Raw genomic sequence first — 13,891 nt, 5'->3', positions numbered from 1 at the left:
GCTGGCCTGCGAGCATTGCTTTGAGTGGGATGCCTTGAACCAGAAAGAGGCCCTCACGCGCGCCCATATCCATGAGCCTGGTGGCCACGTTTCAGGCGCGGCACGTGAGCCAGATTTTCTTCAGCGGCGGCGAGCCCATGCTGCGGGTAAACGACCTGGTGGCCGTGGTGGAAGCGGCCCAGCCCGGCACCGATTTCTGGGTGATAACCTCGGGCTTCAACTTCACCCGCGAAAATGCCGGCCGGCTCAAGCAAGCCGGATTCACGGGCGTCACCATCAGCCTCGACCACCACGAGCCCGCGCGCCACAACGCCTTTCGGGGCTCGCCTGATGCGTATAACAACGCCGTGCAAGCGGCAGCCTACGCCAGCGAGGTGGGCCTGGTGGTGAACCTGTCGCTGTGCGCCACCCAGGAATTCACCACCGAAGCCAACCTGCTGGCCTATGCCCGCCTGGCCCGGCAGCTGGGCGTGACCTTTATTCAAATCCTGGAGCCGCGCGCCGTGGGGCACTACGCCGGCAAAGCCGTGGACCTGAGCCCGGCCCAGGTGGCGTTGCTGGAAGCCTTTTACGTGAAGCTCAACTTCGGCCCCGACTACCTCGACTGGCCCATGGTGCACTACTACGGCTACCACCAGCGCCGCATGGGCTGCGGCGGAGCCGCCGACCGGTTTCTGTACGTGGACACCGACGGTGACCTGCACGCCTGCCCGTTTTGCCAGAAGAAGAGCGGCAGCGCCCTGTGCGGCTCGCTCAACGATTCGCTGGACGCTCTTAACACCAACGGCTGCCACGCTTTTGCTCAAACCGAGCTATAAAGCTGGGCAATGGCAGTAGGCGGTATGTGCCATAGGGAGCCAATAAAGCTGGTTTTTTCGGGCTATAAGCGCCGCTGTTTTTGGTTGCGGGCGTGGAAGAACTAATTCGTCGTGTTTTGGAACCGGTTGGTCGAAACAAAAAAATCGGGATTAAAGAGGGAGGTTATTTGCTAACACCAACGCGCTATATAACAGCATCGCTGGTTCTTAATCTTACCATCTAATCCTCACCTGTATGTTCCGCTCCTTTCTTTTGTTCGTTTGCCTCCTCGGGATGTTCAGCACGGTTGAGGCTGTTGCTTCTAACCCCAACCGCCGCGTCCTGCCCGGCAACCACCGCCCGAATTACAAGCAGTACGGCCACCACGGCCTGTTCGACGGCAACCTGTTCGGCAGCTTCCGTCGCCACAGCGGCGTGCGCACCACCAAGGCGAAGACGCAGCAGGTTGCCAAAAAGCACCGCGGCACCCTCTAGAAACTATCTACCAAAAAGCCGCGCCAACGAGCCGCCAGATGGCAGCTTGTTGGCGCGGCTTTTCGTTGCCCCGGTTTTTAGACTTCGTTGTTTTTAACCGCGGCCTTGCGGGTGAGGGCCGTTAGGGGCGAGCGGGTGAGGTCGCTCTCGCTTTCGTAGCCGGTGCGGCGCACGTTGGCGGCCGGGCTTTCGCCGGTAGCCGGCAGGGCGCGGTTGAGCCAGCTCAGAATGTCGGTGGTGGTGCCGGGCAGCAGGCCGTGGAAGGCCGCCAGCAGCTTCGCCGGTAGGGACAGAATGATTTCACCGTCGCCGCGGCGGCAGGCGTTCCAGATTTGGCGGCCCGCCTGCTCGGCGTCCATGGTCAGGCCGGGCAGGGAGTCGGCGATGCTGAACCAGGCAAACTCCTTCTTTTGCTGGCCCTTCACCAGCGCGTGGCCGGGGCTGCCGGTACGCATCAGGCCGGGGCACACCGTGGTCACGCTGATGCCATACTGCCGCAGCTCGGCCCGAAAGCCTTCGGACAAGCCCACCAGGGCAAATTTGCTGGCGCTGTAGGGCGTCATGTGGGGCATGGCTACCTTGCCGCCCAACGAGGAAATGTTGACAATGCGGCCTTCGCCGCGGCGGCGCATGCCGGGCAGCACGGCCTGCATGGCGTGCAGCGGCGCCCAGAAGTGAATGGCCATGGAGTCTTCATAATCGCGCGAATCCATGTTGTCGAGCGGCCCGCCCACGATGATGCCGGCGTTATTGACGAGCACATCCACGGCACCGAAGCGGCTCTCCACTTCAGCCACCATGGAGCGGACTTCGTCTTCGTTGGTGATGTCGCGGGCCAGGGTGAGCACATCGGCTTCGGCGGCGCCCACCTGCAGCAGGTCCTGGCGGGCGCGGGTCAGCTCGGCTTCGTCGCGCGCACAAATAGCGACCCGGGCGCCTTCGGCGGCGGCCTGCCGGGCCAGCACCAGGCCCAGCCCGCGCGAGCCGCCGGTGATGAGTACGACGCGCCGGTTCAGGTCGTAGGAGCCGCGGCGGTTGCCCCAGAGGGTGGCGGCCAGGGCGGCGGCCCCGAAGCCAGCGGCCAGCAGCCAGTTCTTGTTGGTGCGTTTGTCGTGTTTCATGGGTGATTGTATGCCAAAAGGGCCCGAAAGGTTGCGCTGCGGAGATTGGCCGGCCGCTTTTTCGGGCGGCTCTGGCACGAAACGTGGTTGCAGCCGCGTTGGGGCCTCAGCAGCCGGGGTTTTCGGCCGATATTTGCGGTGCCTTTGCGCCCCTGTTTTTCTGTAATATTGTTATCCTGCTTTCCCCATATGAAACTGTTATTGCTCTCGTCGCTGCTGGCCCTGGCCACTGCCCCGGCTGTGCTGGCGCAGGCACCTAACGCCGCCACCGTCAAAACCAAGGTGAAGCCCGCCGGCCAGCCCAGCGTGAAAACCAAAACCACCGCGGCCAGCGAAACCGCCAGCGTGGCCGGCCCGTCCGACGCCGTGATTGACGCCAAGGCCAACGCCCTGACGGCCAACATGCAGCAAAACCTGGGCCTCTCGCCGCAGCAAACCGAGAAAGTCCGCGTCATCAACCGCCGCAGCATTGATAATGTTGAGACGGCGCGCGTGCGCTACCGCACCAACCCGCGCAAGCTGGCCGGCGTGGTCGAAAGCATCAGCAGGCTCGCGCCTCTCGGCCATCAAAGACGTGCTGACGCCGGCTCAATTTCAGAAATACCAGCGCAAGCGCGAAGAGAAAATGGGCGTGCCCAACGTGCAGGGCGTGCAGGGCACTCCGCCGCCCGGCCTGGGCAGCGGCTCCGACCAATAACCAAGTAGTACGGACTAGAAGTCCACGCAACTGCTGTAGCGCCAGGCTCTCCGAGTCTGGCGCTTTTTGTTTTGGCCACCATCATGCCACCGTGCAGGCTGGTGCTCGCGTATTTTGGCGCATGATTCAACCCGCAACTCCTACGCCCAACCGCCTGGCCGCGCTGCTGGCCCGCGCCGGGCTCGATTGGTTTTTGCTGGCGCTGATAGCCGTAGTGGTGCTGGCTTACTTCCAGCCCAACCTGGGCAGCAAAGCCAGCCCTGTGCCCTGGAAAACCATTACCACGGCCGGGGTGGCCCTGGTGTTCTTCTTCTACGGCCTGAAGCTGAGCTTCGACAAGCTGAAGGCCGGCATGCGCAACTGGCGGCTGCACCTGCTGGTGCAAGCGGCCACGTTCGTGCTGTTTCCGGTGCTGGCCCTGCTGGCCCGCCCGTTTTTCGGCCCCGAAAAGGGGGAACTGCTCTGGCAAAGCATCTTCTTTCTTTGCGCTTTGCCCAGCACGGTTTCCACCTCGGTAGTGATGGTGAGCATTGCGGGCGGCAACCTGCCCGCGGCCATTTTCAACGCCAGCATTTCCAGCCTGCTCGGCATCCTGCTCACGCCGCTGCTCGCCAGTCTGTTTCTGGCCACCAGCGCCGATAGCAGCCAGCTCTGGGGCCTGGCCCTGCAGCTGCTGTGGCAAGTGGTGCTGCCGGTAGGAGCGGGGTGCTGCTCAATTCCCGCTTCCATGCGTTTGCCGAGCAGCACAAGGCCGGCTTGCGCATCTTCGACCAGGTCACCATCCTGCTCATTGTCTTCACCGCGTTCTGCGATTCGTTTGCCGAGGGCATCTTCGGCCGCTACCGGCCAGCCGACGTTTTCAAGCTGGGCTTGGGCATGGTGGGGCTTTACCTGGTGGTGTTTGCCATCATCTGGGGCTTGAGCCGGGCCTTGAATTGCTCGCGGGCCGACCAGATTGTGGCCGTGTTCTGCGGTTCTAAAAAGTCTTTGGTGCACGGCAGCGTGATGGCCAGCCTGCTGTTTCCGGCCAGTGCGGCCACGGGGCTTATTCTGCTCCCGCTCATGCTCTACCACGCCCTGCAGATTGTGCTAGCCAGCAGCATGGCGCAGTGGCTGGGCCGGCAAAATGTGGCTGAACCGGTGGTGGCGGCGAGGTAGTCAGTATATGTGGGAGGCCTCGGGCCCGGCGGCACCTCACCCCGGCCCCTCTCCAAAAGAGAGGGGAGCCTGACGTTATTCAATAGAATAGAAAAGCCCCAGCTCAATATTGAGCTGGGGCTTTTGCTTTAAAGTTGAGCTAAATCTTGTGCTTGTGCCGTGGCTCCCCTCTCTTTTGGAGAGGGGCCGGGGTGAGGTTCTCCCTAAGCGCCGAGCTTCTCCTTAAAGAACGCCAGCGTCAGCCCCCAGGCTTCGGCGGCGGCTTCGGGGTGGTAGCTGGACCGCTCGTCGCAGTGGAAGCCGTGGTCGGCGTAGGAAATAAGGGTGTTGATAAAGGGCTTGCCGGCGGCTTCTACGGCGTCCGTCACTTCGGCAATGTTGGCTTTGCTGATGTGCGCGTCGAGCCCGCCCCAGAAGAACAGGTGCGGAGCGTGCAGGTCTTTGGCCCGGTCTTTCAGCAGGTGCGTGCCGCCCCCGTAGTAAGACACCGCGGCGGCCAACGGAAGCACGGCATTGGCCAGAAACGACACGCGGCCACCCACGCAGAACCCGATGCTGCCAATTTTATCGCCGATTACCAGGGCCTGGCTTTGCAGCCAGGCGTGGGCCGCCTGCAGGTCCGAAGCGAGGTCGGTGGGGTTGAGGGCGTTGTAGTGGGGCAGGGCGCTGCCGAAATCCGAGTAGGCAACCTCGAAGCCGGGCGCGGCGGTGCGGTGGTAGAGCTCGGGGGCAACAACGGCGTAGCCGGCCTGGGCCAGCCGGTCGGCCACGCTGCGGATGTGGTGGTTTACGCCGAAGGCCTCCTGCAGCAGGATGATGCCGGGCACTGGGCCGGTGCTACTGGGGAAGGCCGAATAGGCGCGCATCTCGGTGCCGTCGGCTACTTGAATGGTGGCGTTGTTGTGGTCGCTCATGGAGGGGGTAGATGAAATAGTTTGGGTGCGTAACAGCAAACCCGGCAATTGTTCATCTACGGCAATAGTATCTGCGCGGCTGCCCGCCTCGAACTGTAAGCCACTGCCAACGGTTCTGAAGCCCAATTCTCTTTCCCCTGACCATGACTGCCACCCCCAAACTTCGCCTGAACGTGCTCGACCAGTCCCCCATCCGACCCGGGGCCACGGCACGGCAGGCCCTGCTCGAAACCGTGGAGCTGGCCCAGGCTGGCCGACCGCCTGGGCTACTCGCGCTTCTGGGTTTCGGAGCACCACAACACCAACACGCTGGCCGGCTCCACGCCGGAAGTCCTCATTGCCCACCTGGGCAACCACACCCAGCGCATCCGGCTGGGCTCGGGCGGCGTGATGCTGCCCCACTACAGCGCCCTGAAAGTGGCCGAGAATTTCCGCATGCTCGAAAGCCTGTTTCCCGGCCGCATCGACCTGGGCATGGGCCGCGCGCCGGGCGGCGACCGCCTCACAGCCCACGCCCTCAACCCCAGCAACACCTTCAGCGAGCAGGACTTCGTGGAGCAGCTCATGGACCTGCAGGCCTACCTGCGCGACGACCGGGTGCCCGAAACCATCCACGAGCGAGTAATGGCGATTCCGCAGGCGCCCGGCGTGCCGGAGCTGTGGCTGCTGAGCTCCAGCGGCCAGAGTGGCCTGTTTGCGGCCCACCTGGGCATGGCGTTTTCCTTCGCGCAGTTTATTAATGGCAACGGGGGCCGGAGGCGGTACGCAACTACCGGCAGCGGTTCCGGCCCTCGCCAGAGCTGGCCGCGCCGCTGGCAAACATGGCCGTGTTCGTGCTGTGCGCCGATACCGAGGAGAAAGCCCAGGACCTGCGCGCCGCCATGGATTTGCAGCTGGTCCGCTTCGGCAAGGGCGAGCGTGGCACCTTCCCATCAAAAGAGGAAGTCCGCAGCTATCAGTATTCAGCCCTGGACCAGGCCCATCTAATGCAAAACCGCGGCCGCGTGGTGAGCGGCACGCCCGAGCAGGTGCACGCCGAGCTCACCCAAATTGCCGCCGAGTACGAGGTAGACGAGGTTACGGCCGTGACCATTACCGCCGATTTTCAGGACCGGCGCCGCTCCTACGAGCTGCTGGCCGAAGCCTTTGCCCTGACGCCGGCCCAGGAAGTTGCTTCCGGCCAGGTAGTAGCAGCCTGATATATGATGGCATTGGTGAAAGGAACAGAGCGAAATAAGCGGAGGTTGTTTTTTATTTGGAACGATTCTAAATAGGCGCTACTTTTGTGAAAGTTTAGAACGATTCTAAACAAGGTCGGCTCACTTTCCACCCACGAAACGGTCGGCTGCCTTTCTTCTTTTTCCTGTTTATGACCACCTTTAGCCGTACTTCTTCCCTTGTGCTGTTTGTAGCCGCCCTTGGCCTGGCTTCCTGCAGTAAAGACGATGTAGTAACCCCTTCGACGCCCCCTGCGTACGAAAATGGATTACGCCACCCTCACCGGCACCACTCCTTATACTACCTCGTTTAAGGACGCTGCGGGTGCTTCTACCGTGGACCTGGGCGCCGCCGCGGCCGGCTCGACATGTTCACGGACCTGAACAACTACATGGCCACAGTGGCCGTGGCTGCTCCTGCCACGCCCGCTACGCTGGATTTGGCCAAGCTGCGCAACCTCTACGCCGGCACCAATGCACCGTTCACGACTGCGGCCCTGAATGCTTCGGCGGCAGCCGGCGTGCAGCTGCGCGACAAAACGGCTGCGTCGTTCTCCGACGCTACGGCCACCACCGTGCGCACTTACATGGACACCAAGCTGGCCGAGCTGGCCACCGCCAGCCAGAGCGTCAACCAATTGGCCACTCCCGGCAACGCCGGCCGCCTGGGCCGCTACCTCGTTGATGCCCGCGGCTTCGAGGTCAACCAGATTATCCAGAAAGGCCTGCTGGGCGCGCTGCTGCTCGACCAGATTGGCAACGTGCTGCTCACGCCCACTTCGCTGGCTGCCAACAACGCCAAAGTGGCCGAAGGCAAGCTGCACACCGAGCGCGAGCACAACTGGGACCTGGCCTACGGCTACATGACCACCAATGCCACCATGGTGACGGACATCAACATCACGCCTCGCGAGCGGTTTTTGGCCGGTTACCTGAACGAGAAAAACGGCCCTGCCTCACCCGGCGTGTACCTGGCGTTTTTGAAGGGACGGGCGGCCATCGTAAACAACGACGACGCCACGCTTAAAACCCAGGCCGACCTCATTCGCACAGAGTTGGAAAAAACCCTCGCCAAGTCGGCCGTATCGTACCTCACCAGGCGGAAGGCTGCAGCGGCCCTGGATGTGAAGGCGCATGCCCTCGGCGAAGGCATTGGCTTTGTGTACGCGCTGCGCTTCTGCACCAAGTACGGCGTGGACACGGCCTGGGCTGATTCGGTGATGAACGGCCTGACCTCGGGCAGCCAGGGCGCCTGGACCCTGACCAACGCCCAGGCCGATGCGGCCATTGCCGCCATCAACACCAAGTTCTCGCTCTAGCGCTTTTCGGCGCAACTTTTAGCGCTCTTTTCCCTTTAGCTCGTCGGGTTGAGCTGCGCAACACGACGCGTAGCTCAACCCGATTACTGGGTTTTGCAATGCCCGGCTCGGTAGGTATTTAAATCTGTATTATGAAGAAGTCGATTCTGCTATTTGCCTTGTCGGTAGTGCTGGCCGCAGGCGGTATTTCGAGCTGCAAGGACACCAACGGTGATTCGGGTTCTCCCACCACGGGCACCTCGGAGCTCGACCGCAAAGCCCTGCTCACGCACTGGGCCGATTCGCTGGTAAAGCCCAGCTACCAGCGCTTCGGCACCAAGCTCACGGCCCTGAAAACCCAGACCGCCGCCTTCACCGCCGCGCCCACGGCCACGGGGCTGCAGTCGGTGCGCCAGTCCTGGCGCGAGGCGTACCTGGAATGGCAGAAAGTGGAAGTGTATGAGTTTGGCCCGGCAGCCGACGTGTCGCTCGTCAACCACTTCAATATTTACCCCACCGACGCAGCCGGCATCCGCCAGAACATTGCGTCGGGCACCTACAATTTTGAGCTGGCTACGGCCATCCCGCAGCAGGGCTTTCCGGCCCTCGACTTCCTGCTCAACGGCATCGCGGCCGACGACAACGCCATTGTGCAGTCGTACGTGGCCACGCCCAACCAGCGCCGCTACCTCACCGACGTGGCGGGCAAGATGGACCAGCTCTTCAGCGGCGTGCAGGCGCAGTGGAACGGCGCCTACCGCTCCACGTTCATCAACAACACCGGCACCAACGCGGGCAGCTCGCTTTCGCTGCTGGTGAACGCCTACTCGCGCTACTACGAGCACTTCCTGCGCACCGGCAAAATCGGCATTCCGGCGGGCGTGATGTCCGGCGTGGCTGCGCCCGAAAAGATTGAAGCCTATTACCACCGCGGCGCGCTGCCGCTGCAACTGGCCCAAACGGCCCACGCCACGGTGCAAAGCCTCTTCAACGGCCGTGCCGGCCAGCCTTCGCTGAAATCGTACGTGGATGCGCTGGGCGCCAAAGATAGCCGCACCGGCCAGCCGCTCACTAAGATTATCAACGACCAGTTTGCCGTCTCGGCCCAGCAGCTGGCCTCGCTCGGCCCCGACCTGTACACTGCGATTCAGTCGCGCAACGCGGCGGCGGTGCAGTCTTACACCGAGATGCAAAAGGCCGTGCGCCTGCTGAAGGTGGACATGACCTCGGCCATGAGCGTGAGCGTAACCTACGTCGACAACGACGGCGACTAGTGCGCCCCCGCTACTTCCAGACGTATATCTCAGCGGCGCCGCTGGCTGTATTCCGCATCGCCTTCGGCCTGCTGATACTGGCCAGCGTCGTTCGTTTTTGGGCCAAAGGCTGGATTGCCGAGCTCTACCTGCAGCCCCGGTTCTTTTTCCCGTACTACGGCCTCGAGTTCATCCGGCCACTGGGCCCGTACACCTACGGGCTGTTTGCGGTGTGCGGGGCGTGTGCGCTGCTCGTGGCGTTGGGCTGGCACTACCGGCTGGCGGCGGTGGGCTTGTTCCTCAGCTTCACCTACATCGAGCTGATGGACAAAAGCACCTACCTGAACCACTACTACTTTGTGAGTCTGGCGGCGCTGCTGCTCGCTGTACTGCCGGCCGGCGCTTACTGCTCGCTGGATGCCGCCCGACGCCCCGACCGCTGGCACGACCAGGTGCCGCGCTGGACCCTGGACGCCCTGCGCCTGCTCGTGGGCATTGTGTACGTGTACGCCGGGCTGGCCAAGCTCAATTCCGACTGGCTGCTGGCGGCCCAGCCGCTGCGCATCTGGCTGCCGGCCAAGAACGACCTGCCCGTGGTGGGTTTCCTGTTTAATTACCCCGCCACGGCCTACGTCTTCAGGCTGGTTTGGGGCGGTGTACGACCTCACGGTGCCATTCTTTTTGCTCAACCGCCTCACCCGGCCCTATGCCTACGCGGCCGTGGTGGTGTTTCATGTGCTCACGGCCATCCTGTTTCCCATCGGCATGTTTCCGTACGTGATGATAGTGGCGGCCCTGGTGTTTTTTCCGCCCGCGTTCCACCAGCGGCTGCTGGAGCGGGCGCGCCGCTTGCTGCGAATGCCTGCTGCTGCGGCCCGGGCGGCCTCGCCGCTGGTGTACCGGCCACGGGTGCGGCTGGTGCTGCTCACGGGGCTAGCCTTGTTCTTTGCGGTGCAGCTGCTCGTGCCGCTGCGCTACTGGCTGTACCCGCGCGAGCTGTTCTGGACCGAAGAAGGCTACAGGTTTTCCTGGCGCGTGATGCTGATGGAAAAGATGGGCCAGGTCGAGTTTAAAGTAGTGGACTCGGCCACCGGCCAGACCCGGCGCGTGAACAACTCCGACCACCTGAGCGTGCTGCAGGAGAAGATGATGGCCACCCAGGCCGACATGATTCTGCAGTTTGCCCACTACCTGCGCGACTACTACGCCCGCCAGGGCGTGCATCAGCCCCAAGTTTACGCCGACACCTACGTGAGCCTCAACGGCCGCTTGGGCAAGGCCTACATTGACCCCACCGTGGACTTGGCCCACCAAGCCGAAAGCTTTGCGCCCAAGCCCTGGATTTTACCCTTCGAAGATGAGATTTCCGGTTTATAAAACCTTGCTGTTGGTGACGGTAACGCTGCTGGCATTCGATGCCCAGGCGCAGGAAACCCTGCGGGGCCGCGTGCTGGCGGCCGGCGACGGCCGGCCCGTAGTAGGCGCCGAGGTGTATGTGAAAAGCCTGGCCCAGGCCGTGCTCACCGACAGCACCGGGCGCTTGGAGGTATCCGGGCTGGTCGCGGGCCCGCAGCAGGTGCAGGTGTCGGCGTTGGGCTACCTGCCCTTTTCTATCGAAGTAACCTTGCCGGCCGATGGCTTCCTCTTCGAGCTCACCAGCCGCGACCGGACCCTGAGCGAAGTGGTGGTGGCCGCGCCCCAAACCACCTTCGGCCAAACGCGGCTGCGCGAGGTGGAAGGCACGGCCATCTTCGCGGCCAAGAAGTCGGAAGTCATCGTGCCCGAAAACTTGGTGGCCAACCTCGCCACCAACAACGCCCGCCAGGTGTACGCCCGGGTGCCCGGCCTCAACATTTGGGAGAACGACAGCGGCGGCCTGCAGTTGAGCATCGGCGGGCGCGGCCTCGACCCCAACCGCACCAGCAACTTCAACGTGCGGCAGAACAACTACGACATTTCGGCCGACGCCCTGGGCTACCCCGAGAGCTACTACACGCCGCCCACGGAGGCCGTGAAGCGCATTCAGGCTGGTGCGCGGGGCGGCGTCGCTGCAGTACGGCACCCAGTTTGGCGGCCTGCTCAACTTTGAGATGCGCGGCCCCGACCCCGACCACAAGGCGGCCGTGACTTCCCGCCAGACAGTGGGCTCGTTCGGCTTTTTCAACTCCTTCAACAGCGTGGGCGGCACGGTGGGCAAGTTGAGCTACTACACCTTTGCCCAGTACAAGCGCGGCGACGGCTGGCGGCCCAACTCGCACTACGACAGCAAAACCGCCTACGCCGACGTGCGCTACCAGTTCACCGACAACCTGAAGGTGGGCGCCCAGGTCACGCACATGGACTACCTGGCCCAGCAGCCCGGTGGCCTCAGCGACAGGCAGTTTCTGCAGGATGCCCGGCAATCCAACCGGGAGCGCAACTGGTTTGCCGTCGACTGGAACCTGTTCAACGTGAACGCCGACTGGAAGCTTAGCGCCAAGTCCAACATCAACCTCATTGGCTTTGGGCTGGTGGCATCGCGGCAGTCGCTCGGTTACCGCATCAACCAGGTAGAGCGCACCGACAACGACGCCATCGGCCGGGACCTGATTAGCGGCGATTTCCGCAACTATGGCCTGGAGGCCCGCTACCTGAACCGCTACCAGCCTGGCCGGCAAAGACGGTGTGCTGCTGCTGGGCACGCGCTACTACCGGGGCTACAACCACAGCCTCCAGGGCTTCGGCCAAGCCGGCCGCGGGGCCGATTTCCGCTTCATTGAGCCGGGCCCGCTGGCTGCCAGCAACTATACCGACAACTTCTCCGACTACCGCTTCCCCAACCACAACGTGGCCGTGTTTGCGGAAAACATCTTCTACCTCAACGAGCACCTGTCCGTGACGCCGGGCCTGCGCTACGAGTACATCCGCACCCGGGCCGAGGGCACCTACGGGTCGGTAGACCGCGACCTGGCCCGCAACATCAGCGGCGTATCGCGCCGCAACGAGGAACGCCTGAGTGCCCGGGGCTTTGTGCTGGGCGGCATCGGCCTGAGCTACAAGCCCAAGGAGCAGCGCGAGTTCTACGCCAACATCTCGCAGAACTACCGCTCCATCACGTTCAGCGATATGCAGATTGTGAACCCCTCGGCCGTCATCGACCCCAACCTCAAGGACGAGCGGGGCTTCTCCGCCGACCTGGGGCTGCGGGGCGAAACCCCCGGCGTGCTCACTTATGACGTGAGTTTGTTTGCGCTAAACTATGCCAACCGCATCGGCGAAATCCAGACGTTCGACGACTTCGACCGGATACTGCGCAAGCGCCTCAACGCCGGCCGGGCCCTGATTGTGGGCGTGGAAGCCTACGGCGAAGTGGAGCTGCTGCACCTGCGCGGTGCCCCCGAAGCCGGCGCCACCAGCCCGTGGCAATGGTCGGCGTTTGGCAACGTGGCCCTGATTCACAGCAAGTACGTGCAAAGCCAGCTCCCGGGCGTGAAGGGCAGCCAGGTAGAGTTTGTGCCCGCCGTGAACCTGAAAGCCGGCACCCGCGCCGGGTATGGCCCGGTAAAAGCCTCCCTGCAATACCTGTACCTGTCCGACCAGTACTCCGACGCCACCAACGCCGAAGTCGGGGCGGGTCCGCCGTCATCGGCCTGATTCCGGCTTACCAAATCCTCGATGCGTCGGTGTCGTGGGAGCGCCGTTGGCTCAAGCTCGAAGCCAGCGTGAACAACCTGGCCGATGCGCGCTACTTCACGCGCCGCGCCACGGCGTACCCCGGCCCCGGCATCCTGCCCTCGGACGGCCGCAGCTACTTCTTCACGGCAGGAGTGAAGCTGTAAGTTGATGGTTAATCAAGGTGTCAATTGAAAAAAGCATGTTCATCTGGAGTCCGCGCAGCCGACAGAACCTCACCCCCGGCCCCTCTCCAAAAGAGAGGGGAGCCTAGCGTTAATCAATCAACAAAAAGCCCCGGCTCAAGATTGAGCCGGGGCTTTTGCTTTAAAATTGAGCCAGTTCTTGTGCCGTGGCTCCCATCTCTTTTGGAGAGGGGCCGGGGGTGAGGTTCTGTCGGCTGCGCGGACTCCAGATGAGCATGACCGTTGTTCTTGGCAGTCTATAGCAAAGCATGGTATTACTACAAGCCGTGCCTGCCTCCCGCTACGCAAACGTATCCCAGCCCAACTTGAGAATAAAGGCGCTCACCACGCCCAAAAACAGCACCCGCACGAAGCCCGTGCCGTGCCGCTGCGCCATGCGCGCACCCAGCGTGGAGCCCAGCATGTTGCAGGCCGCCATGGGCAGGGCCACCTTATAAAGTACCTGCCCGGTAGTGGCGAAGTAAAACAAGCTGGCCACGTTCGTCGCCACATTCACCAGCTTGGCCGAAGCCGAGGCCGCAATAAAGTCGTAGCCAAACAAGCCCACGAAGGCAAACAGCAGCAAGCTTCCCGTGCCCGGCCCAAAAAAGCCGTCGTAAAACCCGATGGAAGCCCCGAGCACCACGCCGATAAAGATTTCGCGGCGCCCGTTGAGCCGGGGCGCGTGCAGGCTGCCAAAATCCTTGCGCCAGAAGGTGTAGATGGCCATTACCACCAGCAGGCCCAGCACCAGCGGCCGCACGGCTTCCTTGTGCAAGTGGCTCACCGCCCGCGAGCCCAATAGGGCAAACCCGCCCGCTACCAGCGCCGTTATGGCCACCGTGCGCCAGCGAATGTCGAGCTTCTCGGGGCCGCTCAGGTATCGGCGTAGCGCGGCCACGGTGCCCGCCACGCTCGACACCTTGCCCGTGCCAAACACCGTGGGTACCGGCACGCCCGGCAGCAGCAGTAGCATGGCCGGCAGCTGAATCAGGCCGCCCCCGCCCACAATGGAATCAATGAACCCCGCCAAAAAAGCGAACAGGCACAGAAAGACTAAAGTCATGAATGAAGAATGAGGAATGAAGAATGAGGAATGAAGGC

15 protein-coding genes and 2 pseudogenes are annotated in these 13,891 nt (G+C 62.9%); 14 read left to right on the top strand and 3 right to left on the bottom strand.

Features of this window, described 5'->3' with window-relative positions; translation table 11 throughout:
* Positions 1-71: 71 nt before the first annotated feature.
* Positions 72-818, top strand: a complete 747-nt coding sequence (locus ACFQT0_RS22695; protein WP_380205329.1) for a radical SAM protein — start codon at positions 72-74, stop codon at positions 816-818.
* 274 nt (positions 819-1,092) lie between these two features.
* Entirely contained in the window at positions 1,093-1,293 is a 201-nt protein-coding gene (locus ACFQT0_RS22690; RefSeq protein ID WP_380205328.1) for a hypothetical protein, read from the top strand.
* Positions 1,294-1,370: 77 nt separating this feature from the next.
* Here ACFQT0_RS22690 and ACFQT0_RS22685 read toward each other — a convergent pair whose 3' ends face one another.
* On the bottom strand, positions 1,371-2,414 hold the full coding sequence (locus tag ACFQT0_RS22685; RefSeq protein WP_380205327.1) for an SDR family NAD(P)-dependent oxidoreductase: 1,044 nt from the start codon (positions 2,412-2,414) through the stop codon (positions 1,371-1,373).
* Between the two features lie 189 nt (positions 2,415-2,603).
* Here ACFQT0_RS22685 and ACFQT0_RS22680 point away from each other — a divergent pair, with 189 nt between their 5' ends.
* Together ACFQT0_RS22680 and ACFQT0_RS22675 are read left to right on the top strand one after the other, a co-directional pair.
* Complete coding sequence (locus ACFQT0_RS22680; protein ID WP_380205326.1) at positions 2,604-3,119, top strand: hypothetical protein; 516 nt, start codon at positions 2,604-2,606, stop codon at positions 3,117-3,119.
* 113 nt (positions 3,120-3,232) lie between these two features.
* A pseudogene (locus ACFQT0_RS22675) lies at positions 3,233-4,269 on the top strand (bile acid:sodium symporter family protein).
* Between the two features lie 203 nt (positions 4,270-4,472).
* On the opposite strand, the gene ACFQT0_RS22670 reads toward ACFQT0_RS22675, so the two are convergent.
* Positions 4,473-5,183, bottom strand: a complete 711-nt coding sequence (locus ACFQT0_RS22670) for a dienelactone hydrolase family protein (protein WP_380205325.1) — start codon at positions 5,181-5,183, stop codon at positions 4,473-4,475.
* A 249-nt stretch (positions 5,184-5,432) separates the two neighbouring features.
* On the opposite strand from ACFQT0_RS22670, the gene ACFQT0_RS22665 reads away from it, so the two are divergent.
* From ACFQT0_RS22665 to ACFQT0_RS22620, 10 genes and pseudogenes are all read left to right on the top strand, one after another.
* Entirely contained in the window at positions 5,433-6,170 is a 738-nt protein-coding gene (locus ACFQT0_RS22665; protein WP_380206111.1) for an MsnO8 family LLM class oxidoreductase, read from the top strand.
* Entirely contained in the window at positions 6,170-6,382 is a 213-nt protein-coding gene (locus ACFQT0_RS22660) for a hypothetical protein (RefSeq protein WP_380205324.1), read from the top strand. Before ACFQT0_RS22665 ends, ACFQT0_RS22660 begins: the two co-directional genes overlap by 1 nt.
* A 386-nt stretch (positions 6,383-6,768) precedes the next feature.
* Positions 6,769-7,719 (top strand): DUF4856 domain-containing protein, encoded by a 951-nt coding sequence (locus ACFQT0_RS22655; protein WP_380205323.1) that lies wholly within the window; start codon positions 6,769-6,771, stop codon positions 7,717-7,719.
* Between the two features lie 131 nt (positions 7,720-7,850).
* Positions 7,851-8,972: an imelysin family protein gene (locus ACFQT0_RS22650; protein ID WP_380205322.1), complete on the top strand. Its 1,122-nt coding sequence runs from the start codon at positions 7,851-7,853 to the stop codon at positions 8,970-8,972.
* Positions 8,972-9,532: pseudogene (locus ACFQT0_RS22645) on the top strand (HTTM domain-containing protein); the annotation flags it as partial. The gene ACFQT0_RS22650 and the pseudogene ACFQT0_RS22645, both read left to right, overlap by 1 nt.
* Before the next feature lie 73 nt (positions 9,533-9,605).
* The gene (locus ACFQT0_RS22640) at positions 9,606-10,328 is read left to right on the top strand and encodes an HTTM domain-containing protein (protein WP_380205321.1); all 723 of its coding nucleotides are present in this window, start codon (positions 9,606-9,608) and stop codon (positions 10,326-10,328) included.
* Between the two features lie 13 nt (positions 10,329-10,341).
* Positions 10,342-11,040, top strand: a complete 699-nt coding sequence (locus ACFQT0_RS22635) for a carboxypeptidase regulatory-like domain-containing protein (protein ID WP_380205320.1) — start codon at positions 10,342-10,344, stop codon at positions 11,038-11,040.
* Positions 10,982-11,710, top strand: a complete 729-nt coding sequence (locus ACFQT0_RS22630; RefSeq protein ID WP_380205319.1) for a hypothetical protein — start codon at positions 10,982-10,984, stop codon at positions 11,708-11,710. Before ACFQT0_RS22635 ends, ACFQT0_RS22630 begins: the two co-directional genes overlap by 59 nt.
* A complete protein-coding gene (locus ACFQT0_RS22625) occupies positions 11,616-12,584 on the top strand; it encodes a TonB-dependent receptor domain-containing protein (protein ID WP_380205318.1) in 969 nt (322 codons plus the stop codon). Before ACFQT0_RS22630 ends, ACFQT0_RS22625 begins: the two co-directional genes overlap by 95 nt.
* Before the next feature lie 29 nt (positions 12,585-12,613).
* Positions 12,614-12,769 (top strand): hypothetical protein, encoded by a 156-nt coding sequence (locus ACFQT0_RS22620; protein ID WP_380205317.1) that lies wholly within the window; start codon positions 12,614-12,616, stop codon positions 12,767-12,769.
* Positions 12,770-13,088: 319 nt separating this feature from the next.
* Here the strand turns inward: ACFQT0_RS22620 and ACFQT0_RS22615 are convergent, their stop codons facing one another.
* Positions 13,089-13,853, bottom strand: coding sequence for a sulfite exporter TauE/SafE family protein (locus ACFQT0_RS22615; RefSeq protein WP_380205316.1), 765 nt, complete (start codon positions 13,851-13,853; stop codon positions 13,089-13,091).
* Positions 13,854-13,891 lie beyond the last annotated feature (38 nt).

Origin of the sequence: Hymenobacter humi (genome assembly GCF_042665855.1) — a bacterium.
Classification (GTDB): Bacteria; Bacteroidota; Bacteroidia; order Cytophagales; family Hymenobacteraceae; genus Hymenobacter; species Hymenobacter humi.
This window is presented reverse-complemented; position numbering and strand designations above follow the sequence as displayed.

What these genes read in the sequence shown, in the direction of transcription:
- ACFQT0_RS22685 (WP_380205327.1), bottom strand. Translation starts at nt 2,414, where the DNA reads ATGAAACACGACAAACGCACCAACAAGAACTGGCTGCTGGCCGCTGGC.
- ACFQT0_RS22695 (WP_380205329.1), top strand. Translation starts at nt 72, where the DNA reads ATGAGCCTGGTGGCCACGTTTCAGGCGCGGCACGTGAGCCAGATTTTC.
- ACFQT0_RS22690 (WP_380205328.1), top strand. Translation starts at nt 1,093, where the DNA reads ATGTTCAGCACGGTTGAGGCTGTTGCTTCTAACCCCAACCGCCGCGTC.
- ACFQT0_RS22615 (WP_380205316.1), bottom strand. Translation starts at nt 13,853, where the DNA reads ATGACTTTAGTCTTTCTGTGCCTGTTCGCTTTTTTGGCGGGGTTCATT.
- ACFQT0_RS22680 (WP_380205326.1), top strand. Translation starts at nt 2,604, where the DNA reads ATGAAACTGTTATTGCTCTCGTCGCTGCTGGCCCTGGCCACTGCCCCG.
- ACFQT0_RS22650 (WP_380205322.1), top strand. Translation starts at nt 7,851, where the DNA reads ATGAAGAAGTCGATTCTGCTATTTGCCTTGTCGGTAGTGCTGGCCGCA.
- ACFQT0_RS22660 (WP_380205324.1), top strand. Translation starts at nt 6,170, where the DNA reads ATGCAAAACCGCGGCCGCGTGGTGAGCGGCACGCCCGAGCAGGTGCAC.
- ACFQT0_RS22670 (WP_380205325.1), bottom strand. Translation starts at nt 5,183, where the DNA reads ATGAGCGACCACAACAACGCCACCATTCAAGTAGCCGACGGCACCGAG.
- ACFQT0_RS22655 (WP_380205323.1), top strand. Translation starts at nt 6,769, where the DNA reads ATGTTCACGGACCTGAACAACTACATGGCCACAGTGGCCGTGGCTGCT.